Raw genomic sequence first — 21,929 nt, 5'->3', positions numbered from 1 at the left:
GGCCCCACGGCCGGGCGAGCGAGGACCGGAGCCGCGGCGGCGTACTCGGTGACGCCGATGCCACGTCCAGGCTCAGCCCGCCCGGCCAGTTCGCCGGGTCCGCCATCCATTCCTCGCGGTCCGGTCGGCCGGCCTTCCGCCAGGCCACGTCGTGCTCGGCGCACAACCCCCGCGAAGCGTTCTTCCGTAGACAGCTGCTGATCCTGCATGGAGTCGAGGCGAGGAAGTGCCCGGCGCGCGGCATGAAGCATTCGACGCGGAACTCTGTGCGCACCACGTTCAGCAGGGCCGCGGCCCGTGGGTCTCCGGGGAATGGGACGACGGCGGCCATCCCACCGTCGGCGCTCACCGCGAGCCCCTGAAGCCGACGCGGTCCAGTTCCTCGGCGAGGTCGTCGATGTCGAGGTGCCCGTAGATCTCGGCCGTGGTGCGGACCGAGCCATGCGTGAGCAACTCGCTCGCCACCTCCAACCGGACGCCCGCCCGCAGGAGCGCGGTCGCGTGGGTGTGCCGGAATTGATGTGGGTGAAAGTCGATGCCCGTGCGCCGTCGCAGCCGCTTGACCAGGCTCATCGCCGCCCAGTACCCCATCGGCGTGCCGACCACGCCGTTCCACAGGTTCACAAACACGTAGTCGCAGTCCAACTCGCCATACTCGGCGAACAGGTAGTCGGTGTAGAGGTCGAGCAGCGTGCACCGGACCGGGATCTCCTTCGGGTCGCGGCTTTTACCCCGTGCCCGGTTGGCGTTGTCCTCGCGCGGCCGCAGGGTAAGCGTCCGCCGGTCGGTGTTGATGTCCTCATGGCGAAGCCCCAGCGCCTGGCCGATCCGGCAGCCCGTCTCGAACATCAAGGCCATCAGCAGCCGGTCGCGAACCCGGTCGCAGGCGTCCAGGACCTGCTGGACCTCGGCGTCGGTCAGCGTCGGCGGTCGGCGTTTGGTCTGCTCCAGCCGTGTCGGCCGGACGGTGACCTGCCGCTCCGCGATCCCCGCGAGGAAGCCGCCGTGGTCACCGATCGAGGTCGCCCGGCGGTGGGTCAGCTGAGCACCCATGCCGACACCGCGGCGGGCGAGGAACTCGTAGAACATGTAGACGCTGTTCAGCGCACGGTTCACTGTCGATGCCTCCCGCGCCGGGCCACTGTCCATGTCCGCCGAGCGCAGACGGCCGGGCTGGACGGGGCGGCGCATCCAGTCGGCGAACTGGTCCACGTGCTCAGGAGACGCGGTCAGCGGATCGAGCCCAGGAGCTGCAGGAAGACCAGCCACGCCTTCAGGTCGAAGGCGCGGGCCCGCAGGGTGTTCGGCGAATGCTCCGCGTCGGTACACAGCGCGAGGTAGTCGTCCACCGTCTCGACGACCCGCCCATCGCCGTCCACGACCGTGTACGTCTCACGACGCGCTCCCGTCCCCACGACCCGACGCACGTACATCCCGATCTCCCCACCCGCTGGCTACTCGGGTGGGGTAACGACCGTCCCGGACAACGGTCACGACCCCAGCCCTGGGTGCCTCCCATGTCGGCAATTCCATCCATGACATGGCCTCTCATTTGCCACGGAAGAGGACAAATCCATCATATTTGGCCGATGCCCGTGGCGTCACGCCGTACGCCGTACTGCAATCCGTTCACCGCGTCAGTGACGAGACAGCTCGGCCCGGTCGTTGGGCCCGACGCAGCCGGTACTCAGGCGGCGGGGGCCTGCCGCCCAGGGTGGTCACGATCGACGGCGGGTTCGTCACCACCTGGTAGTCACGCGGTGGCGCCGGACAGGGTGAAGAGTCAGGGCCGTGGGCTGGGACACACACAGCATCGCCCCGCTCTTCTTCCACGGCGCCACCTCCTCGAGGATCTTCACCCTGCTGCCCATGCTCACCGGCCGTGGCCACGAGCACCACGGCTATATCCTGCGCTGTCGGGGGCCAGGGCCACAGGGTCGAGTGAGGCGCACCCGGGGCGGCCCGCACGCGCGATCGGCCGCCGCTGGCCCGTCGGTCAACTGCGAAAGAAGGCCAGCAGGTCTGCGTCGAACCTGTCCTTGAAGGGGGCTACCATCGACAGTCCGTGCGGGGCCCTCTCGTACACCGTGAACTTGGCGCCCTTGACGATCTTCGACGACTTCTCGCCGGCGGCCACGATCGGGACGATCTGGTCGTCGCTGCCGTGCACGATCCAGGTCGGAATGTCGAAACGCTTCAGATCCTCCGTCAGGTCGGTCTCGGAGAACGCTTTGACGCAGTCGTAGGCGCCTTTGATGCCTGCCTGCATCGACCACAGCCAGAACGCGTCGCGGGTGCCCTGCGACACCTGGGAACCGGGACGGTTGGCGCCGTAGAAGGGCGCGCTGAGGTCTTCGTAGAACTGCGAGCGGTCGGTGGCGACGCCTTGGCGGATCTCGTCGAACACATCGAGGGGCAGGCCCTCGGGATTGGCGTGTGTCTTCAGCATCAGCGGAGGGATCGCGCCGAGCAGGACGGCCTTGGCAACCCGGCCGGTGCCGTACTTGCCGATGTAGCGGGTCACCTCGCCGCCGCCGGTGGAGTGACCGACGAGGATGATGTCGCGCAGGTCGAGCTTCTCGATCACTTCGGCCAGGTCGTCTGCGTAGGTGTCGAGGTCATTGCCGTTCCAGGTCTGTGAAGAGCGCCCGTGCCCGCGCCGGTCGTGCACGACGGCCCGGAAGCCGTTGTCGGCCACCAGCTTGGCCTGCGGATCCCATGCGTCGCCGTTCAACGGCCAGCCGTGGCTGAACACGACCGGCTGGCCGCTGCCCCAATCCTTGTAGAAGATCGAAGTTCCGTCCTTTGTGGTCACGGAAGACATGCTCACAGGATCCTTTCGCTGGGTGGGGGCCGGACACAACGACCGCGGGAAGCCCGGCACCGCTGAGCGCTATGGAGCCTGTGTTCGCTTGGGCCACGGTCTCGTCCGACCGCGGAGCCGTGTGGCGGGAGCCAGTCGGCTGCGGGCGCGGTCACACAGGGATGCGAACACTGACTGCCGTCATCACGCTAGCCGAACTAGTTGATGCAGGCATTTTGTGGTGAATACCTGTTAATCAAGGGCGATCGGCGTTGTGCGTAGCAGCGTGCCCAGGCCGCACTGGACACCTGGCGGCTGGGAAGAAGTGTGCGCAGTCCCTCGGACACTGCGTGCACTGCGTACTTCGCTGCCGAGTGGACGACGCCGGTGGGGTCACCCGGTTGGCCTCGGTGGACGCGAGGTTGACGATCTGCCCGGAGCGGCGCTCGTGCATGGACGGGAGTACGGCGGTCTGGCCCGCACCTTCTGCCCCGGCTTCGACGGCCTCCCAGCGTGGGAGTGGAACATGGCCCGCTTCATGTTCCTGAACCCCGCCGCCGGCGAACTCACTCTGGGATTCGAAGCATTCATCCCGCCCGGTGACCCGCGCCAGGCCCTCGGCCGGTACCGCACCGGACCCGGCTCACCCTTTGAGGCCGCGCTCAGCACGTTCTGACTCCCCGCGTTCCAGCTTCGTGACCGGAACCGTCCCGTCCGTCGACGGCGGATACACCACCTGCCGAGACCGCCCGGAGACGGTTCCACCAAGCCCGTACGTTCCTTCCACTACGTCGGCCTCTCCGTTGCCGCCCCCGGCCCCCGGTTGCCCGGGCGGCTGAGGACGTCACCCTCGCAACCGGGCGGAGCATCCTGACAGGGATGCCAAGCACGGCGGCTGGCCGCATGGAGGGGTTCGGATCTACGCGGCCAACTGCTGGAGGAAGGCCGTGAAGTCCGCGTCGGACCAGTGATCGATGATCTTGTGGTCCTTCACCCGGTCGACGGTGGTTGCTGTGAACGAGGCGTAGCGGCCGCTCGGCGGTATGTCGAGGAACTGTGCGGTGTGATGTCCGCCCAGTGCCCAGCGGGTGGCGACCTTGTCGCCTTCGGCGAGCTGGTCGAGGACGGTGATGGCGAGGCCGTCGAAGGCGGCCACGATTTTGCTGTCCATCTCCAGCCAGGACTGCCGGTCGAAGCCGGGAACGTGCATAACGGCGTCGGCGTGGATGTAGCGGCCCCCTGCAGGTCGCGCAGGCGGTAGCTCTCGTAGAACACCTTCACAATGCGCTTGGGGCTGGATCCGGTCGCAGCGGTGGCGGGGATGGCGGACGCGAGTGCCAGGGTGCCGCCGGCGAGCGCGCCGCCGACCACGGCACGTCGGCCGATGGGCTTATTCATGTAGTGCTCCTGGTGGATTCGGAGGGGATCGCCTGCACCCTTATGGGAGTGGGGCGGAGCTGGTGGCGGTATGTCAGGCATCCTCGCCACGGAGGATCTGAAGGAAGCGGCCGAAGTTTCCTTCCGACCAGTGCTCAACGGACTGGCCGCCCACGATGCGGTCGATGGAGATGCCGCTGAGGTGGACCTCTCGGCCTGACGGAGGGATGCCCAGAATCGTCCCCGTATGGACGCCGCCAAGGCTCCAGCGGGTGACGACCTTGGGGCCCTCGGCGATCTGGTCGAACACGTCCAGGCGGTATCCGGTCAGCGACGCCTTGAGCTCGAGGTCGCCTGCCACCCAAGCCGAACGCTCGTTGGGCCCGTCAAATCCATGGAGCACGAGGTCTTTGGAGATGTACCGCTCGAATCCGGCGGCCAGGTCCCCGTTGTAGCTGGCGTAGAACGCCGCCGCGACCTGCCGTGGCGAGTGCGGGGAGCTCCGGCAGTCAGGGGTGGCATGGGCCGGAGCGGCGGTGGCGAGCGCCGCTCCGGCGCCGAGGCCAGAGAGAGTTGCGATCATTCCGCGCCTGCTGGGGGCGGTTGCGGTGGCGGCGGGGGCTTCGGTGGGCTTGCTGCTGGTGGCGGCAGAGACCCCAAAACAGATGTCACAGAGAACCCTCAGATACCCGTAAGGCACGTGAGGGAAGTGCATCCTGACCTCACGTACCAGAGATGATCAACGGGCTGAAGATAACCGCGACGATGTGGGCCAGCATCGAGTCCGCCGACAGGTTGCCCCACGTCCCCTTGTCGTCCGGCCGGCGGGCGCGGATCGAGACCACCGCATGATCGTGGAGGAGCGGTTTCGACTCGGCAGCTCTCGACTCGTAGTGCCGGAACACTGCGACGATCAGCCCGTCCCGGATCGGCTTGCGGTGCTTGCCGCCGCTCCCCCAGCGGATCTGTGCGACCGCATCCTCCAGCCACGCCAGCGTCTTGTCCCGGGCGATGTCCTGGCACAGCTCCAGCACCAAGCGGGTCTCGTCATCCCCGAGCGCCCACGCGATGTGTGCCGTCGACGGGGCCCGGAACACCAGGTCCATGGCCAGCCAGGGCGTCCGTTCCTTGGCCCTGTCGGTCTTGGGTGAGCGGTTGTGCTCAATGGGCCTGCCCAGCACGGTCGCCCGCCGCGTCGCCGGATCGTCGCCCGCCTCCAGGCGCTCGCGCTCGATCCGGTCGGTATCCGGGTGCCGGCCCTCCCCCAGGAGCAGTTCAGCCTGCCGCTCGGTCACCACGTCCCCGGCCTTGAGACCGACCGCCGCCAGGCCCCGGCCCCTCCAGACCCCGGGCGGGACACCGGCTTCGTCCTGGGCGGCGCGCAGCGGCTTGCCCGCAGGGCGTTGGCCGTCGCCGACCATCACGCTGCGGAAGTAGTACCTCCACCCGTCGCCGGGGCGGACCTCCGCTTTGCTGATCACCGGGCCATGGAACCCCGCCATTGACCTGCACAAAAGCGTGATCCGGGGTACTTCCCGCCGGGCGGGAGGCCGTCACCAGATCTTTACCGCAGCGCCCGCCAGACGGGCTGCGACAGCCCGAGACGGTAAGCGGCCGGTGTGTGAGTCCGCCGCATGACCAACGAACCGCTCTACGGAGACGACCTCTGCCCGCTGTGCCAGCCGCTCCGGATCGAGTAAGGCCGCACCCGCCCCTCCGGCCAACAGGATCACCCGGCCTGCGTCTGGATCACGGGCCGCCGCTACGACGGCTGCGAGGCCGCCCGGCCCAGCAGTGGGCGGAGGTGATGCGCGCCCGATACGAGAGCTGACCATGCCGTGCGAATGCTGCGCCTCAACCACACGAGCCCCACCCGCCCCGAAATCGCACTGCACCCGACTCAACCGTCATTGAGCGCACATCAGCGCGCCGCTCCCCCGACACACCCGTGCCCACGTACGAGGCCCTGCCCCGCTTCACCACCGCCCTGGACCTCCTCGTGGTCGGACCCATGGTCGGGGGCGATAGCTCTGGCGTGGGTCCTGTCGGCCGATCCGGCTCGGCTCGGCCAACGCGTTGGGCTCGCCTCCGGTGTATGAGTCGGGGGTATGAGCACACGCGCATCACCACTGCGGTCCGTCAAGTCCTCCGCACGGTTGGACCTGCCGCTGCGGGTGCCGTTGATCAGCAGTGAGACCACCGCGTCGTTCCTCGCCCGCACAGCGGCGGCGAACGGACTACGGCACCAGGCACTGCTCAGCGCCCTGGGCCGGACCCGGACCGGTGAGCTGCAGCCGGGCCGGGAGGAGGTCTACCTCTCCAAGGCCTCCACGCAGCTGCTGGCCACTCTGGTCGCAAGGCCCTTGCAGCAGCTTGGCCGGGCGTTGCCGGATCTGCGGGCCGAACGCCTTATCGGCGCCCCGGGGCGGCGGGTGCGGATCGCGCCCTGGCCCGAGGAGTACGGATCAGGACCGCTGCCGGCCTGCCCGCTGTGCATGGAGCAGGGGGCGTGGCTGGTGGCGGACGGGCACCGGTGGCGGCCGTGCGGCTGCGGCCGCCGGTGGATGATCGGCGACCGCGGCGGATACCTGGTCGACACCGGCCCCGTGCCGCAGCTGGGGCTCGCCCTGGCCCGTCACAGGTCGCTGATGCGCCGGATCGGCCCGGTGGCCGACGCGCTCGTCGCGGACGCCCACCAGGTCACCCTGTGGTGGTGGGTCCACCGCGACGTCGCCCGGACGGTGTGGCGGGAACGCGAAGACGCGCTCGGTCACGCTCGTGGCGGCCGGCGCCGGGCCGCGCCCGTCGTCGTCTACCCCGAGGCAGTTGCCCTCGCCGAGCAGATGTGGATGTGGGAACGCCGGCGCCGACGCCCCGGCGCGGACCCGGCTGGCTGGCTGGCCCAAGCAGCCCAGGCCCTCGGGGTCGAGGAGTTCACGCGTACCAAGAGCGGGCTGCCGCTGGGGCACTGGCTGGCACGGCACACAGCGGCAGCGAGTGAATCCGGACGTGCTGTCACCGCCCTCGGTGGCCCGCCCATGAGGCGTGCAGCAGCCGCCCGCTTCGAACACCTGCCGGCCGGACATCAGCCACCAGCCGAACACAGCCCCTTCCGCACCAGCTCCTGCCTGCCATGGGTTTACGGCAAACCCCTCACCGAAGTACAAGTCTGCTCACGCTGCGGAGGACGAGCACCGTCCTGCCAGTGGGCCCCCTCCCCCACCTGCACCGGCACCGGCACCGGCACTCCCAGCTGACCGTGCACACGAGGCAGCATTTCCTGCGTACGCCCCTCCCTGGCCCGACCGCTGGCCCGGTGCAGCGGCCGCGGCGCGGATCCGGTCAATCGCTGATCCGGCTCCCCCGGCCTCAGGGCGAGGCCAGGAGAGCAAGCCGAGGCCGACTGTCTACGGTGAGTGGCACGGGCGTGTTTCGGGGTGCGACCAGCGCCGGTCAGCGGTGCGATGGGATCATGCCGCAGACCATCTCGAAGCTGGCGATCTCCTGGGGCCTGGTCTCGATCCCGGTGACCGTGCATGCCGCGACCGCCCAGCACCCCGTCCCGCTCCACCTGGTCCACACCCAGTGCGGGGCCGGCCGCATCCGGCTGCGGCGCTACTGCGAGCACGAGGGCATCGAAGTCCTGTACGGGGAGGTCGCACGCGGCTGGCAGTCGCCCGACGGACGGGTCGTGATGCTCTCCGACGACGACCTCGCCGACCTGCCGCTGCCCAGCTCGCCCCAGGCGATCGACGTCCTCGCCTTCGTGCCCGCGGACCAGATCGACCCGCTCCTGCTGCACAGGCCCTACTACCTCGGAATCGGCGACCCGACTGCGGCGCGCCCGTATGCGCTGCTGCGCGACGCCATGCGCGAGAGCGACCTGGTGGCCGTCGTCCGGGTCACGCTCCGCACCCGCGAATCACTGGCACTGCTGCGTGTGCGCGATGAGGTGATCGCGATGCAGACCCTCATGTGGCCGGACGAACTACGCCCCACCGACGACATCGCCGTACCGCCCACCGAGCCGCCCCGCCGCCAGGAGCTCCAGATGGCCCGGACACTGATGGACACCATTAGCGGGGACTTCCACCTGGAGGAGGAGCGGGACGCCTACCGGCACGCCCTGGAGCAGGTCGTGGCCGCCCGGCTGGAAGGCCTCGAACCCCCGCACGCACCAGTGCCGGTCGAGGGCGGGCTCGTGGACCTGATGACAGCCCTGGAGCAGAGCGTGAAGGCAGCGAAGCCCCACCGCGCCACCGCGGCCACGAAGAAACCGAGGCCGAGACAAGGGCCTGCTCGCTGACCGCCTGACGCCAGGATCTCGGGCGCGATCGTGATCGGTGCGCCGAAATGCGCCTCCCTCGGGCGCGGGCGGCCACGCCCGAGGCATGATCAGGGATTGGAGGCGAGGGCGCCTGGATAGGGGTGCCCCTCCAGGTACGCCTGCATGTTGGCCACGATGCCGGTGATGCGTCCTGGTCCCCATGAGGCGACGTCGGCGTTGCCCGGCGCCGCGGTGGTGACGAAGTTGAGGACGAAGGCATCCCGCAGCAGGAGGTAGGGCTCCAGGAGCCGGTCGGCGTCTGCGGGCAGGGGCCGCACCTGCATGTAGCCGTCCAGGAACGCGTTGGCGAAGGCCTCGTATGTGCCCGGTGTGTTGCGTGCGATCCGGTGGATGGAGGAGAGCACGGTGGCGATGTCGAGCAGGTAGTGGCCGGTGCCGCAGTCGTCGAAGTCGATGACGCCGACGCCGCCGTCCTTCATGAAGATCAGGTTCTCGCGGTGCAGGTCGCCGTGGATGCGCCCGCGGTCGTCCGGGGCGCCCTCGTGGAGCGCTGGGGTGATCAGCTCCGTGACTTTGCGGAGCACGGTGGCGCCTTCGGCACCCAGCTGTCGGCGGCCGGCCAAAGAGGTGAGGGCGTGCCCTGTGAGGAGGGTCGTCTGTGCGTCCCAGACCGGCCGGTCGAACTCCGGCAACGGCACCGTGGCGGAGTTCTGGTGCAGGTGGGCGGTCGCGCTGCCCATGGCCCGTGCCACGTCGGGCTGCTGGTAGGGGGGTTCGGCTGTGCCGGGGAGCCAGTGCAGCAGGGCGAGGGTGGACGGCTCGTCGTGGCCGGGGACGTCGACCGGGACCACGTAGTGGCCGCTGGCGGTCGTGACGGGCTCGGGCACGGCGACCGTACGGGAGGCGGCCAGGCTCTCCAGCCACCGCATCTCGCTGCGCTGCTGGCGGGCAGGGCGGCCGTCGCGTACGGAGAGGCGGCCCACGAAGGAGCTCAGGCCGGGCGGGGTGATGCGCCAGACGGCGTTGTCCTCGTACTGCTGGACCTCCATCCGTACGGCTGTGCCTTCGAGCCCATAGTGCTCGGTCAGCGCGGTGCGCGTCAGGTTTTCGAGCAGTTCCAGCTGTACGGCATGGGGGAGCTGGGAAAAGGACGGCATGGGCACCCTCCTCGGGTCGGGGGGCGGGTGGGCACGAGCCTAACGCGGCCCGGTGGGGGGCTTGGCCGGGTTGGGACGGAAATACGCCAACCCGGCCAAGCTCCGCTGCGTCCGTCGCCCGGGGCAGTTCTCCCTGACGATCAGGCGTCGGCGCTGTTGCGCTGCTGGGCTGCGGTGTGCGGGAAGCCGCAGGCGGTGGACACGATGGCGAGGAAGTCGCTGCGGTAGCTGTCCCACTCCTGCGCGAGCTGCCCGGTGTCGGCCTGCCGCTCGCCCTGGTCGGCGAGGAGGGCTAGTAGGGCTTTGTTAGGTGCGGTGGTGTGGTTCTGGTGTCGGTGCGGGTTGGCCGCATATCGAGCAGGCGCCGGTCCAGGTGGCCAGGAGGGCCTGGAGTTCGCGGAGTACCGCGTAGAGGGTCAGGCCGGCGCAGGGGCTTTTGGGTCGGTCCTGAGCAGGGTGCAGAAGGCCTGGGCGAGGGAGGCGAGAGTGGCGTGGCGGTGCCAGCCTGCGTAGTTGCGGCCCTCGAAGTGGTCCAGGCCGAGACCGTCCTTGAGCTCGCGGTAGTCGTGCTCAACTCGCCGTCGGATCTTGGCGATTCGTACCAGATCGTGCAGTGGGGAGTCGGTGGGCAGAGTCGAGAGCCAGTAGTCGGTCGGCTCGGCGGAGTCGGGTGGCCACTCGACGAGCAGCCAACATTGGGGCAGCGCGCCGTCGGCGGACCGGCGGATGGAGCGGTTGGCCGGGCGGACCCGCAAGGCCAGAAACTGCGAGCGCATCTCGGCGGTCGGGTTGCGCCTGGTGGCCCTGCTGCCCTGGCGCCAGGTGACGCTGCGGGTGGCCGGTTGTCCGGCGGCCAGGGCCAGGGCGCGCAGGGTGGTGTGCGGCTGGGGGAGGCGGACAGGGAGGGCGGCCCTGCCCGGAGTACGGCGGGCGCTCGGGCGTCGCGTCGCCCGGGTGCGCGGTTGTGGTGGCCTTGACCGTGACCGCGTAAGTCAGTCCGCGCTCGGCCAGGCCCTCACGAAAGCCGGTGGCGTCGCCGTATCCGGCGTCGGCGACGACCGGCAGGTCGGGCGGTTCCCATTCCCCGCGCACCTCGTCGAGCATGTCCAGGGTCAGGCGCCACTTCTCCCGGTGCCGTGCGGTGTCCGGGACGCCCGCCTTGGTGCGGCGGCGCCGGATGCCCTCGGCCAGCAGCAGATCCTCGCCCGGCTTGGCGTCGTCCCAGCTCTCCGGCAGGAACAGGCGCCAGTCGACAGCGGAAGAGGCACGGTCGCTGACCATGTTCACACTGACCCCGATCTGGCAGTTGCCGCATTTGCCCAGCGCGCCGCAGTACATCCCCGCCACCCCGGGAGAGTCGTAGCCGTCCTTGGGGAAGCCAACGTCGTCGATGGCATACGCCTCGGGAGAGATGTGCGCCGCAGCCCAACGGGCCAGCCGTTCCCGTACCATTGAACTTGGCCGCCCGTTTGCTCCGGTTCTCGCGCATGAAGTCCGTCTGGTTTGAAGGTCAGGCAGAAACGCCCAGCAGCAGCGGAACAGCACCGTCCGCCGCATCCATGATCACGCTACGGCGTGAGCCAGCGGAAGCCGTACCCCAGCGACCTGTCCGACGCCCGGTGGGCCTTAATCGAGCCGACATTGACCGCTTGGAGAAAGGCTCGCCTCGACCGCAGGCCCACCGGGCAGCCGGCCAAGGTCGACCTGCGCGACGTATTCAACGCACTCCTCTACATCAACCGCACCGGAATCCCCTGGAAATACCTCCCGCACGACTTCCCCAACCACGGCACCGTCTACGCCTACTACGCCGCCTGGCGCGACGAGGGAATCCTCACCCAGCTCAACTACGACCTGACCGGCCTGGCCCGCGTGAAAGAAGGACGCAAGCCCGAACCGACCGCTTCCGTGATCGACACCCAGAGCGTGAAAACCTCCACCAATGTGCCCCTGACCAGCCAGGGAACCGACGCCACCAAAAAGATCGTCGGCAGGAAACGAGGCATCCTCACCGACACCATCGGACTCATCCTCGCCGTGACTGTCACCGCCGCGAGCCTGTCCGAGAACGCCGTCGGAATCCAGCTCCTCGACCAGGCCAAGAAGACCTACCCGACCATCTCCAAGAGCTGGGTCGACACCGGCTTCAAGAACGCCGTCATCGAGCACGGCGCCAGCCTCGGAATCGACGTCGAAGTCGTCAACAGTAACCCAGGAGTTCGCGGCTTCCACGTTGTCAAAAGGCGCTGGGTTGTCGAACGAAGTATTGGTTGGATCATGCTGCACCGGCGCCTCGCCCGAGACTACGAGACCCTGCCAGCCAGCTCCGAGGCCATGATTCGCGTCGCCTCGATCGACAACCTCACCAAGCGCATAACGGACGAGACGACACCCACCTGGCGAGGAACTTACTAGGAGATAAAGGGCAATCCACCTAGATCAAACGCCCTCTTAGTGTTCCATTGCCGTGGTTTTCCGTGGCGCGGTGCCGGTCACTGAGCTTGCTCCGCTTTGACGCACACCATCCGCGTGGTGGTCAAGTCGCGAGGTCGGTCTCGAACTCGGCGGGATTGCGGTGCTCCAGTGCGTGCGGGTTCCCGCGCGGGTCTGCATGCTCACGGTGGCCGCCAGTACGACCAGGAGCAGGCCGGACCCAACCACCTGGACGGCTGTTTGAATGCCACCCCTATGGTCCCGGCTTGTGCGGTCTGGGACAGTTCGAAGCATGACAACTAGCAGACGGAATAACGGAGTTGACCGCTCCGGCAAACCGAGGTCCACGGTCCGATTAGGCCGCCCGGTGGCGGCCCTGATCACGCTGCTCCTGGCCTGCGCGGGGCTGGTTGTGAACAGTGGCGTGGCACAGGCCGCGAACCCCGACAGCCATGTCGCGGCGACCTGGAACATGCAAGCCGGACCGGACCGCTGGGCGGGCGCATACAACCTGGCCCGTACCCACGACGTCGTGGCCCTCCAGGAAGTTCCGCAGGGGCAGCCTGCCGGGTCGTACTACCAGGGCATGGTCAACGGCGTTGAGCACTATCTCTGGGTGCAGGGCGACAACGGACCGCTCCGGCACCTGTACATCCTGCGCACCACCACCCGCGACCTCGGGATGGTCACGGCGTGGCAGCCGGACAACGTCCTTGCTATCAACGGCGTCTACCGCCCTGCCCTCGGCGTGGTGAACCGCGCCGACGGCATCCTCTTCGCCTCCGTCCACGCGGCGTCGGGCGGTGGGAACGACGCCGGAGCCCTGCTGCGCCGGATCGCCCAGGCGGCGTTCTTCCAGGGCTTTCTGGACTGGGCCGCACTGGGCGACTTCAACCGCGCCCCACAGGACCTGCCCGCGCTCAACCTGCCCGCGGGCTCGCGCATCTACAACGGCGGACAAGCTACCCAGCAGTCCGGCAACGAACTCGACTACATGGTCTCCGACGTCGACACCGACCGCTGGCAGGCGACCGTGCTGCCCAACCACGGCAGCGACCACTGGCCGGTACGCTTTGGATCCCTTCAGGCATCCGCGGGGCCTGCCGAACTAACGATCCACGCGGACAACAGCGACCGGCTCCTGGACGTGTACCAGGGCGAGAGCGCCAACGGCACGCACGTGATCCAGTACCACGACAACGGCGGCGACAACCAGCGCTGGTACCTGCGCTGGCTGGGGATTCTCGGTGACACCGGCAAGCCGATGTACCGGCTCGTCAGCAAGTCGAACGGCAAGTGCCTCGACGTCGCGAACGGCCAGGGCTCGCACGCCGGCGACTACCTGAACATCTGGGACTGCCACCCCATCAACGGCGAGCCCGGCAGCGGCGGCCCACGCCGCGACACCCAGAACTTCACCCTGGAACACCCCAACCCCACGTTCCCGAACCTGACCGTCCTGCGCGACAACGCGACCGGGCTGTACGCGAACATCAACCGCAATGAGACCGGCGACGGCGCCTGGGTCATCCAGTGGCGGTACCAGTTGGGCCCCGACTGGCCCAACCCTGCGGCCAACGAGATCTTCTACCTGCACCCCAGGGAGTAGGTCCCGGGCCAGGCACCACCACTCAGCTGAGTCAATGCAATCACGAAGCGGATGCTCTCGCTGCAGCAATGCTCGGAACCTGTGGATCGGTTCTGTCGACGACGGCTGAGCAACTCCAGTCGATGGGTTCAGCAAGGAGTGGCTTGGCCTCTCTCATCCTCAGAGGTGGCGTGAGGCGGTCGAGATGGCCTTGTTGGGTAACTGGGTCGACGTTCTGGGCCGGGGCAAGAGCACCGATCGGTACGTCCTGGACGTGTTGGAGCGGCATGCCCGCGCTGAGCATCAGGCTCTGCAGCCGCTGTGGGAGCGCAGAACGCGGGGCAGGCGGACCGTCCTTCTCAGCCATCCTGTAAGCACGAACCTGACCGTGCAGGATCTGCTGGCCGAGCACCGCACTCCGGAGTCCGAGGTGCTCGGCGAGCTAGCCGACAGCCGACTGCTGGCGGTGCTGCGGGGTCTCGAATTCGACGAAAATGCGCTCGCCATGGCCTGGGAAGCGACCAACGACACCTGGCACGAGGCTGCGCTCAGCGCCGGGCTTCCGGCGGGGTACGGGGAGCGTGTACGACGCAAGCTCAAGCGACTCAGCAAGCGGTACGAGGAGCGGCGGGCGAACGCAACCGACCTGCGGCCAACCGGAGCTGAGGAGAGCGCGGCGTGAAGCACAAACGAAGGCCTCCCCGGCCGTACCCCAGCGTGTCTCCGCCGGGTTGCTCCGGCCCCACCCCGCCGAGTTGTTTTAGCTCCGCCAGGTGTTCGACCGACGGGCCGTCGGTGGTCCGTGCACAAGCGGAGCCGGCGAGAGGCCGTCCGGGGCCCGGATGAACGACCTGGTCGTGGGGCAGCCATCGCGCAACTCTCCGAGTAGAACGGCGAATTCAAAGGAAGTGCGCGATGGCCCATCCCAATTGGAAGAAGATCCAGTCGACCAGCCCGCTGGAGCGGATCAACCACGAGATCAGTGGATCCGCTGCCCGTCGCCGACGTCCAGCAGGCCCTGTGCGTACGGCGCGTCGGAGGAATACGGCTCGGTCATCGGTGACTCCTCCGGGAACGTGCGGCCGGGTGCCGGGTGAGCCTCCTCGCCGTCAGAGCCGTCAGTGCCGGTCCTGCGGCAGCAGGGCCGCCAGGCCGTCCAGGATGCGCTCGACGCAGAACCCGAAGCGGGCGTCGAAGTTCGGCTCGGTGAGGTCCCTGGCCAGCTCCACCAGGTTGGGGAAGACGCCGACGGGCAGGGCGCGGAAGCGATCCCGGACCTCGGCGACGACGTCCAGGCGGCTGGCGCCGCCGGAGTGGGCGGCCGACATCGGTGACTGCTCCTGCAGCACGAAGCCCTGGACGAAGGAGCTGAGCAGGTAGGAGGCCAGGGCGGCGTGCTCATCGGAGAATCCGGCCGCGCGCAGCCGGTCCAGCTGGTCCTCGAGCAGCTGGAACTGGTGCGGACCCGGGGCGAAGCGGCCGGCGATAATCTTGACGGCATCGCGGTTGTCGTTCAGCAGTCGACGGTAGAGCCAGCAGTAGCCGCTCAGTTGGGCCCGCCAGTCGCCCTCGCGGGGCGGCGGCTCGGCCGAGGCCATGATGGCGTCGTTGAGCAGGTCGAGCAGTTCCTCCTTGTTGCGGACGTGCCAGTACAGCGAGGCCGCCTTGACGCCGATTTCGGCGGCGACCTTGCGCATCGACAGTCCGGCCAGGCCGTCCCGTTCCAGTACGCGTAGTGCCGCCTGGGCGAGGGCTTCCCTGGTCACGGCGGGTGTTCCGGCACTGTTCGCCGGTGCGGCGGTGTCGTTCTCCGGCATGGCTGTGTGGACGCCTCCTAGCGGTGTCGTGGGGGATTCCGGGAATCCCATTTGCAATCTAACACCGTTAGGTGCAATCTGTGGCTGCCGAAAGCACCCCTAACGCCGTTAGGGGCCTCGAGTCGGGAGGGAATCCATGGAGGAGTTGAGTCCACGCCGCAAGCGGCTCGCGTTGCTCACGCTCTGCATCACCATGTTCATGTCCATGGTGGACAACGTCATCGTCAACAACGCCCTGCCCCGCATCGGGCAGGACCTGGACGCCGGGATCAGCGGCCTGCAGTGGGTCGTCGAGGGCTACAGCCTGGTCTACGCCGCTCTGGTGCTGACCGGTGGCGCGCTCGGCGACCGCTACGGTCGCACCCGGGTGTTCCGGCTCGGCCTCGGCCTGTTCACGGTCGGCTCCGCGGTGGCCGCCCTGGCCGGGTCGATCGGCGTGCTGGTCGGTGCCCGGATGCTCCAGGGCGTCGGGGCCGCGCTGCTCACCCCCGGCAGCCTCACCCTGCTGCGGCACGTCTTCACCGACGAGCGCGAGCGCGCCAAGGCGATCGGCACCTGGTCCGGGGTCTCCGCGCTCGGTCTGTCGGTCGGCCCGGTGCTCGGCGGCCCGATGGTCGAACACCTCGGCTGGGCCAGTGTGTTCTGGATCAACGTGCCGATCGGCGTGGCCGGACTGCTGCTGGCCGCCCGCGTCCTGCCGGACATCGCCGCGCGACCGCGCCGTATCGACCTGGCCGGCCTCGCGCTGTCCGCTGCCGGCCTGGCCCTGATGGTCTACGCGCTGATCGAGGGCCCCTCCCGGGGCTGGACCGACACCCGGGTGCTGGGCTGCGGAGCCGCGGCCGCCGTGCTGCTGGTCGCCTTCCTGCTGCTCGAACTGCGTCTCGCCGAGCCGATGCTGGAGCTGAGGCTGTTCCGTGACGGCCCGCTCGTCGGCGCGATGCTCAGCGGGTTCATGGTCAGCTTCGGGATGTTCGGCGCATCGTTCTTCCTGCCGCTGATGATGCAGGGCGTGCTCGGCTGGTCCCCGGCCGCCGCGGGCTACGCGGGGCTGCCGATGACCGCGATGCTGGTGATCGCCGCACCACTGGCCGGCCGGCTGACCGCCGTGTACGGTCCGCGGCTGCCGCTGGTGCTCGGCCTGGCACTGTGCGCGGTGGGCCTCGGGGGCCTGTCACTGTACGGCGACCACGCCCACTACCTGGCCTATATGTGGACGCTGTTCGCGATGGGCCTGGGGATGGGCATGACCTTCACCCCGGTGTCGATCGGGGTGATGCAGCGGGTCTCCCCGGCGCAGATGGGAATGGCCTCGGCAACCATCAACACCCTGCGCGAACTCGGCGGCGTACTCGGGATCGCCGTGCTCGGCGCCGTCCTGACCAACCGGATGAGCGACTCGCTGACCTCCGCGCTGCGCCGCCTCGGCGTCCCGCCGGAGGCCGTCGGCTCGATCGCGGACGCCCCGGCCGGCGCGTCCTACGGGTCCGCCGGTACGGCGCCCGCGCCGCCCGGGCCGGTCCAGGCAGCGGTGGACGGCGCCTTCCTCGACGGCATACACGTCGCCGTGCTCAGCGGCGCGGGCGCGCTCGCCGTCACCGCCGTCCTGGTCGCCGTGCCGCTCGGCCGGGCCCGGCCGCTCGCCCTGGCCGGCTCCTCCGGCCAGCCGCAGCCGGAGGAACTGACCGAGGCCCGCTCCGCCTGAGCTTGACACAGTCGGAGATCTTGATGGCCGCGATCAGCTTCGACTCGGTCGCCGGCTGATAGCCGCACGCCAACTCACGAAGGTATGGCAAACATGACAGTGAGGACATACAGAGCTCAGGTGACAGGCCAGTTCGATGGGCTCGAACAGCCGCTCCGTACACGACTGCTCGCCGAGCAGGGCGAACATGACCTGCAGTTCGCGGCCTTCACCGAGGACGGAACGTTCACATATACACCGACCCTGACCAGATTCACGTTCCGCTGTCGCATCGGGGTCGACGCGGACACCGCTGTCGAGGCCGACGAACTCGCCGCAGTGGAGGCCGAGGTCATAGCAATCGACTATCTGACATCCGAAAAGATCCCGTTCAAGCGCCTGAGAACCACCACGACCTGCTTGGACGACGTAAAAATCAAACGCCCCCAGCCGCAAGGGCGACGCGACCAGCACCACGTTCACGAGGAGTAATCATGCCCATCGCCGACGTTCCGTCCGGGGCTTCCATCGCCTACGACACCTTCGGCGGCCCCGCCGATCCACCCGTCCTGCTGGTCATGGGCTTCGGAGCCCAGATGATCTCCTGGCACGAGGATTTCTGCCACATGCTCGCCAAGCGAGGGCGCTACGTGATCCGGTACGACAACCGCGACTGCGGCCTGTCCACCAAGTTCGACGCCCATCCGGTTGACATGACGCGGTTCATCGAGACCGTGAGCGCCGGCGAAATCCCCGCTGCTCAAGCGATGATCCCCTACACGCTGCAGGACATGGCCGACGACGGCCTGGGCCTGCTCACCGCCATGGGGATCACTCGCGCCCACATTTTCGGCTCGTCGATGGGCGGGATGATCGCTCAGACCATGGCAATCACCCACCCTGAGAGGTGCCTCACCCTGACCTCGATGATGTCCTCCACCGGCGAGTCCGAATACGGACAACCCAGTCCCGCAGCCCAGCAGGTGCTGTTCAGCCCCAAGCCCGCAGACCGTGCCGGATACATCAACGCATCCGAGAGAGAAGCCATCTGGGCGTCCCGGCGTTACACCGATATCGACGGCATCCGAGAACTCGCCGCCCGTAGCTACGACCGCGCGTACTACCCAGCGGGCACAGGTCGTCAGCTCGGAGCGATGATCCTCGGAGGGTCGCGCGCCGAGGGGCTCGCCTCCCTCACTGTCCCGACCCTCGTGATCCACGGCCTCGACGACACCCTCATCGATCCGAGTGGAGGGAAGCGAACAGCCGAACTCGTGCCCGGCGCGGAACTGATCCTGCTCGCCGACATGGGCCACGACCGACCACGAGAACTCTGGCCCGCAATCATCGACGCCGTGGCTGCTCACACGACGTGCACGTGAGCAAGACATGTTCAGCGAAGCAGCACGCCGCGAGGCCGGAGATAGTGCGCTCGGTCTGTAGTGCCCAACGATTGCCGACGTAGGGCGACGCCTTCCGCTGCTCGGCCCCTGATCCTCACCCGGCCCGCATCCGCCTCCTCCACGGCAACGCCAGGGACCCGGGTGGCGATCAGGGTACCGCGCTTCGGCTCGAACGCCCGCCGTGCAGCCCGATGCGGGGCCAAGGATCCTCGCCGCCCCAAGAGGGGCCGACTGGACCACACCGTCCCACCGGCGGTAGCGGACTTCGAAGGTCACCACGCCGCGGTGGCAACAGCGATGGCGAACAACCGCCCGGCCGCCGTCACCGGCAGCGACGATGAGACGGTGCGGGCGTAGGACCTGGCCACCGGCCAGCCCGTCGGCGACCGGACTCGCCCGCATACGCCACCAACTCCGGCTGATCACTGCGCGGATCGCCGCCGCGGCGCACATCGGAGGACACCGGCGCGGTGCGCAGCGTTCGCGTGCTGCCCGCCAGCGGCTCGCTCGTACCCCGCGCGACGGATCTCACCTCGGCGGCCGCAGCCGTGCCCGAGGCGCTGGTGAGGACGAGGAGGACGGCCTCCGGGGGCGCCGGGCGCCGTCTCGTTCACTCGTCGGCCGGGCGGGGCAGTTCGTCGAGCCAGGCCCCGAACAGGCCCCGGACGGTCTCGGCGCATTCGACCTGCGGGTTGTGTCCGGCGCCGTCGAGAACCGTCGCCGCCATGCGGGGGTAGTGGTCGAGCAGGGCAAGTTGATCGCGCCAGCCCACCAGGGCGTCCTGCCGGGTGGTGATCAGCAGGTGCCGGCCGTGGTGCTCCGGCGCCTGGTGCTCAGGCCAGTGCGGCAGCAGGAAGTCGGCTTCGAGTTCGGCGGCTGCGGCCGGGTCGTGCGCTCGCCACCCTGGCAGGACGTACTGCTCGAAGAGCTCCCAACTCCGCTTGGTGTGGCGGGCCATGACGGCGCCGAACAACTCGCGGTCCGCGGCCGGGAGCCGGTCGGGGAGGTCGTCATCGCGTTCGACCACGGTCGTCTCGGGCAGGGTCCGGTCGGCGCCCCAGCGCACGACCGGTACCAGCAGCGCCGAGCCCAGGACCTGCTTCCCGAACCTCGCCGACACAGCCCGGGCCAGCTGCCCGCCGAACGACTGCCCGAGCACGGCGAAGGGCCGCTCACCCACCTCGGTCTCGATCCATTCGAAGACGGCGTCGGCCAGAGCGGCCGCCGAGGCCGTGCCCGGCAACCGGGGGCTGGTGCCGTGGCCGGGGAGGTCGGGGTAGAGCCGCCGCCACCCGGGGCGGTCGGCGAAGGCGGGTTCGAGGGGGAGCAGCACGTGGTGGTCGACGGTGTAACCGTGGATCAGGATGATCGGTGTGCCGTCGCCGAATTCGATGTGCCGGATGGCGGAGTCAGTCATGGCAGCAGCGTCAGGCCATGACACTAGTGGCAAGGTCAAGCCGACGAGCCTTCCACGCCGCCCGTGTTGTCAACTGCTGGTTCAGGCAAGGCTTTTGACCGCTGCGAGATACTCCAGAATGGCGTCGCGGTTGCGGGTGAGGCACTGGATCCGACGTGTCATCCGCTCCGTCTCCGACTCCAGAGTGGCGATCATCTCCGGCGTGGCGTCGGCGAAGTGGATCGTCCGCGGGCTGTCCAGACAGGGCAGGATCTGCTTGATGATCCGCGTGGGCAGCCCCGCGTCCAGGAGCCCGCGGATCTGGAGGACCCGGTCGACGAGGTAGTCGTCGTAGTCGCGGTAGCCGTTCGTCTCTCGGCGCGGAGTGATCAGGCCCTGCTGTTCGTAGTAGCGCAGCAAGCGCGGAGGGGTTTCCGTCAGCCGGGCGAGTTCGCCGATGCGCATGTGACCATCCTCACGTCCCGATCGTTCTGATCCGACTGGACCTTGACATGAGTGTCAAGGGTAAACGATCGAGCCCATGCCCACGTACGAGCTCCGTTCCCCCAGCCTCTCGACCGTGCACGCCACCAGGCTGCCCTGGCCTGGTCTGCTGGCTCTGAGTACCGCCGGATTCGTCACCATCATGACCGAGGCCCTGCCCGCCGGTGTGCTGCCCGCCATGAGCGAGGACCTCGGTGTCAGCCAGTCCGCTGCCGGGCAGTCGGTCACGCTGTACGCGGCTGGTTCCATCGCAGCGGCCATACCGCTGACCGCCGCCACCGCCGGCTGGCCGCGCAAGCGGCTGCTGCTCCTGGCCATCGGCGGTTTCGCCGCGGCCAACGCGGTCACCGCGGTCTCTGCGAACTACCCCCTCACCATGGCCGCGCGCTTCGCCGCCGGTCTTGTCGCCGGCCTGCTCTGGGCCCTGCTGGCCGGGTACGCCCGAAGCATCGTCACGCCGGAGCAACGCGGCAAGGCGATGGCCGTCGCCATGGGCGGCTCGACGGTGGCCCTGTCAGTGGGCGTGCCCGCCGGCACCCTGCTCGCCTCGCTGGCAGGCTGGCGGTTCACCTTCGCACTGATGAGCGCCGTCGCCATGGGCCTGACCGCCTGGATACTCGTTGCGGTCCCCGCCGTCCCAAGGCGGCCCGCCCATACCCGCGTCCCCGTCCGCCAGGTGCTGCGGATTCCGGGAGTGGCAGCCGTCCTGGCCGTCACGGCGGCCTTCGTCCTCGCGCACAACATCCTCTACACCTACATCGCCGCACTGCTCGCGCCTCTGGGGCTCGACGGCCGGACTGACACCGTACTGCTCGTCCTCGGCCTGTCCTCGCTGGCGAGCATCCTGGGCACCGGCGCACTGATCGACCGGCACCTGCGTGCCCTGACGATCGCCGCCTGCGCCCTCCTCATCACTGCGGCCCTTTCCATCGCCGTGGCCCTGCTCGCCTCCGTCTCCTGGCTGGCCTTCGCCAGCGCCGCGATCTGGGGTCTCGCCTTCGGCGGCGCCGCCACCCTTCTGCAGACCGCGGTGGCCGACGCGGCCGGCCCGGCCGGTGATATCGCTCAGTCCCTGCTCGTCACCTGCTGGAACCTTGGCATCGCCGGCGCAGCACTGGCCGGCGGCCTCATCCTCGACCACGGCGGCCCGACCGTGTTGCCCTGGTCCGCCCTCGCCCTGCTCGCCACCGCCCTGACCATCACCACTGCCGCCCACCGCCATGCCTTCCCCCGCCGCGACAGCCGCCAGACCGGCTGATCGGTGCACGACGCCTCGCCGTCCAGCATCTGTGGATCCCGAGAGATTGGGCCGGGGCTGCGTGCTTGGCTGGTCCCACCCGGTGCGACCAGCAGGCCTTTGAGAGCCGTCGGCACTGCCGAACACGCCCTCGGGGCACGGGTCGTCGGCGCGGCGGTCGACGGCAGTGAACACCTGCCGCACCCCGTCGGGCCGTCCCTGGCGAACCGCTCCGCCTGGGC

20 protein-coding genes and 2 pseudogenes are annotated in these 21,929 nt (G+C 68.9%); 10 read left to right on the top strand and 12 right to left on the bottom strand.

Features of this window, described 5'->3' with window-relative positions; genetic code table 11:
* Window positions 1-345: 345 nt before the first annotated feature.
* The 3 genes from ACWDEX_RS24230 to ACWDEX_RS24220 all read right to left on the bottom strand — a co-directional run bounded on the left by ACWDEX_RS24230 (window position 346) and on the right by ACWDEX_RS24220 (window position 2,824).
* Window positions 346-1,212: a tyrosine-type recombinase/integrase gene (locus ACWDEX_RS24230; protein WP_450465961.1), complete on the bottom strand. Its 867-nt coding sequence runs from the start codon at window positions 1,210-1,212 to the stop codon at window positions 346-348.
* A gap of 17 nt (window positions 1,213-1,229) precedes the next feature.
* Window positions 1,230-1,433 (bottom strand): hypothetical protein, encoded by a 204-nt coding sequence (locus tag ACWDEX_RS24225; RefSeq protein WP_450465959.1) that lies wholly within the window; start codon window positions 1,431-1,433, stop codon window positions 1,230-1,232.
* A 563-nt stretch (window positions 1,434-1,996) separates the two neighbouring features.
* Window positions 1,997-2,824, bottom strand: a complete 828-nt coding sequence (locus tag ACWDEX_RS24220) for an alpha/beta fold hydrolase (RefSeq protein WP_450465957.1) — start codon at window positions 2,822-2,824, stop codon at window positions 1,997-1,999.
* A gap of 427 nt (window positions 2,825-3,251) precedes the next feature.
* Between ACWDEX_RS24220 and ACWDEX_RS24215 the strand changes: the two genes are divergently transcribed.
* Window positions 3,252-3,479, top strand: coding sequence for a hypothetical protein (locus tag ACWDEX_RS24215; protein WP_450465955.1), 228 nt, complete (start codon window positions 3,252-3,254; stop codon window positions 3,477-3,479).
* A gap of 243 nt (window positions 3,480-3,722) precedes the next feature.
* Here ACWDEX_RS24215 and ACWDEX_RS24210 read toward each other — a convergent pair whose 3' ends face one another.
* From ACWDEX_RS24210 to mobF, 3 genes and pseudogenes are all read right to left on the bottom strand, one after another.
* Window positions 3,723-4,031, bottom strand: coding sequence for an ester cyclase (locus ACWDEX_RS24210; protein WP_450465983.1), 309 nt, complete (start codon window positions 4,029-4,031; stop codon window positions 3,723-3,725).
* A 243-nt stretch (window positions 4,032-4,274) separates the two neighbouring features.
* Complete coding sequence (locus ACWDEX_RS24205) at window positions 4,275-4,763, bottom strand: ester cyclase (protein WP_450465953.1); 489 nt, start codon at window positions 4,761-4,763, stop codon at window positions 4,275-4,277.
* A 175-nt stretch (window positions 4,764-4,938) separates the two neighbouring features.
* Window positions 4,939-5,601 (bottom strand): annotated as a pseudogene (gene mobF, locus ACWDEX_RS24200) (MobF family relaxase); the annotation flags it as partial.
* A gap of 687 nt (window positions 5,602-6,288) precedes the next feature.
* Here mobF and ACWDEX_RS24195 point away from each other — a divergent pair.
* Both ACWDEX_RS24195 and ku read left to right on the top strand, forming a co-directional pair.
* Complete coding sequence (locus ACWDEX_RS24195) at window positions 6,289-7,437, top strand: hypothetical protein (RefSeq protein ID WP_450465951.1); 1,149 nt, start codon at window positions 6,289-6,291, stop codon at window positions 7,435-7,437.
* Window positions 7,438-7,652: 215 nt separating this feature from the next.
* Window positions 7,653-8,486 (top strand): non-homologous end joining protein Ku, encoded by an 834-nt coding sequence (gene ku / locus ACWDEX_RS24190; RefSeq protein ID WP_450465949.1) that lies wholly within the window; start codon window positions 7,653-7,655, stop codon window positions 8,484-8,486.
* A gap of 89 nt (window positions 8,487-8,575) precedes the next feature.
* Here ku and ACWDEX_RS24185 read toward each other — a convergent pair whose 3' ends face one another.
* From ACWDEX_RS24185 to ACWDEX_RS24175, 3 genes and pseudogenes are all read right to left on the bottom strand, one after another.
* Window positions 8,576-9,625 carry a phosphotransferase enzyme family protein gene (locus ACWDEX_RS24185; RefSeq protein WP_450465947.1) on the bottom strand — a complete coding sequence of 350 codons (1,050 nt, stop codon included), beginning with the start codon at window positions 9,623-9,625 and terminating at the stop codon, window positions 8,576-8,578.
* Between the two features lie 416 nt (window positions 9,626-10,041).
* The gene (locus ACWDEX_RS24180; RefSeq protein ID WP_450465945.1) at window positions 10,042-10,401 is read right to left on the bottom strand and encodes a transposase; all 360 of its coding nucleotides are present in this window, start codon (window positions 10,399-10,401) and stop codon (window positions 10,042-10,044) included.
* Between the two features lie 151 nt (window positions 10,402-10,552).
* Window positions 10,553-11,077: pseudogene (locus ACWDEX_RS24175) on the bottom strand (IS701 family transposase); the annotation flags it as partial.
* A gap of 123 nt (window positions 11,078-11,200) precedes the next feature.
* On the opposite strand from ACWDEX_RS24175, the gene ACWDEX_RS24170 reads away from it, so the two are divergent.
* The 3 genes from ACWDEX_RS24170 (at window position 11,201) to ACWDEX_RS24160 (ending at window position 14,328) form a co-directional block, all read left to right on the top strand.
* Window positions 11,201-12,040, top strand: a complete 840-nt coding sequence (locus ACWDEX_RS24170; protein WP_450465943.1) for an IS5 family transposase — start codon at window positions 11,201-11,203, stop codon at window positions 12,038-12,040.
* Between the two features lie 310 nt (window positions 12,041-12,350).
* A complete protein-coding gene (locus ACWDEX_RS24165) occupies window positions 12,351-13,667 on the top strand; it encodes an RICIN domain-containing protein (protein ID WP_450465941.1) in 1,317 nt (438 codons plus the stop codon).
* A 184-nt stretch (window positions 13,668-13,851) separates the two neighbouring features.
* On the top strand, window positions 13,852-14,328 hold the full coding sequence (locus tag ACWDEX_RS24160; RefSeq protein WP_450465939.1) for a hypothetical protein: 477 nt from the start codon (window positions 13,852-13,854) through the stop codon (window positions 14,326-14,328).
* A gap of 436 nt (window positions 14,329-14,764) precedes the next feature.
* Here the strand turns inward: ACWDEX_RS24160 and ACWDEX_RS24155 are convergent, their stop codons facing one another.
* A complete protein-coding gene (locus ACWDEX_RS24155; RefSeq protein ID WP_450465937.1) occupies window positions 14,765-15,463 on the bottom strand; it encodes a TetR/AcrR family transcriptional regulator in 699 nt (232 codons plus the stop codon).
* 136 nt (window positions 15,464-15,599) lie between these two features.
* Between ACWDEX_RS24155 and ACWDEX_RS24150 the strand changes: the two genes are divergently transcribed.
* From ACWDEX_RS24150 to ACWDEX_RS24140, 3 genes are all read left to right on the top strand, one after another.
* On the top strand, window positions 15,600-17,168 hold the full coding sequence (locus ACWDEX_RS24150; RefSeq protein ID WP_450465935.1) for an MFS transporter: 1,569 nt from the start codon (window positions 15,600-15,602) through the stop codon (window positions 17,166-17,168).
* An 84-nt stretch (window positions 17,169-17,252) separates the two neighbouring features.
* A complete protein-coding gene (locus tag ACWDEX_RS24145) occupies window positions 17,253-17,639 on the top strand; it encodes a DUF6204 family protein (RefSeq protein ID WP_450465933.1) in 387 nt (128 codons plus the stop codon).
* Window positions 17,640-17,641: 2 nt separating this feature from the next.
* Window positions 17,642-18,529 carry an alpha/beta fold hydrolase gene (locus tag ACWDEX_RS24140; RefSeq protein WP_450465932.1) on the top strand — a complete coding sequence of 296 codons (888 nt, stop codon included), beginning with the start codon at window positions 17,642-17,644 and terminating at the stop codon, window positions 18,527-18,529.
* Between the two features lie 631 nt (window positions 18,530-19,160).
* Here ACWDEX_RS24140 and ACWDEX_RS24135 read toward each other — a convergent pair.
* Both ACWDEX_RS24135 and ACWDEX_RS24130 read right to left on the bottom strand, forming a co-directional pair.
* Window positions 19,161-19,967 carry an alpha/beta fold hydrolase gene (locus ACWDEX_RS24135; protein WP_450465931.1) on the bottom strand — a complete coding sequence of 269 codons (807 nt, stop codon included), beginning with the start codon at window positions 19,965-19,967 and terminating at the stop codon, window positions 19,161-19,163.
* A gap of 81 nt (window positions 19,968-20,048) precedes the next feature.
* Complete coding sequence (locus ACWDEX_RS24130; protein ID WP_450465930.1) at window positions 20,049-20,411, bottom strand: MerR family transcriptional regulator; 363 nt, start codon at window positions 20,409-20,411, stop codon at window positions 20,049-20,051.
* A gap of 76 nt (window positions 20,412-20,487) precedes the next feature.
* Between ACWDEX_RS24130 and ACWDEX_RS24125 the strand changes: the two genes are divergently transcribed.
* Entirely contained in the window at window positions 20,488-21,708 is a 1,221-nt protein-coding gene (locus tag ACWDEX_RS24125) for an MFS transporter (protein WP_450465928.1), read from the top strand.
* The last annotated feature ends 221 nt before the right edge of the window (window positions 21,709-21,929 follow it).

The organism is Streptomyces sp. NPDC001020 (assembly GCF_053599115.1).
The sequence above is the reverse complement of the archived record's forward strand: the minus strand, read 5'-3'. Positions and strand labels throughout refer to the sequence as shown.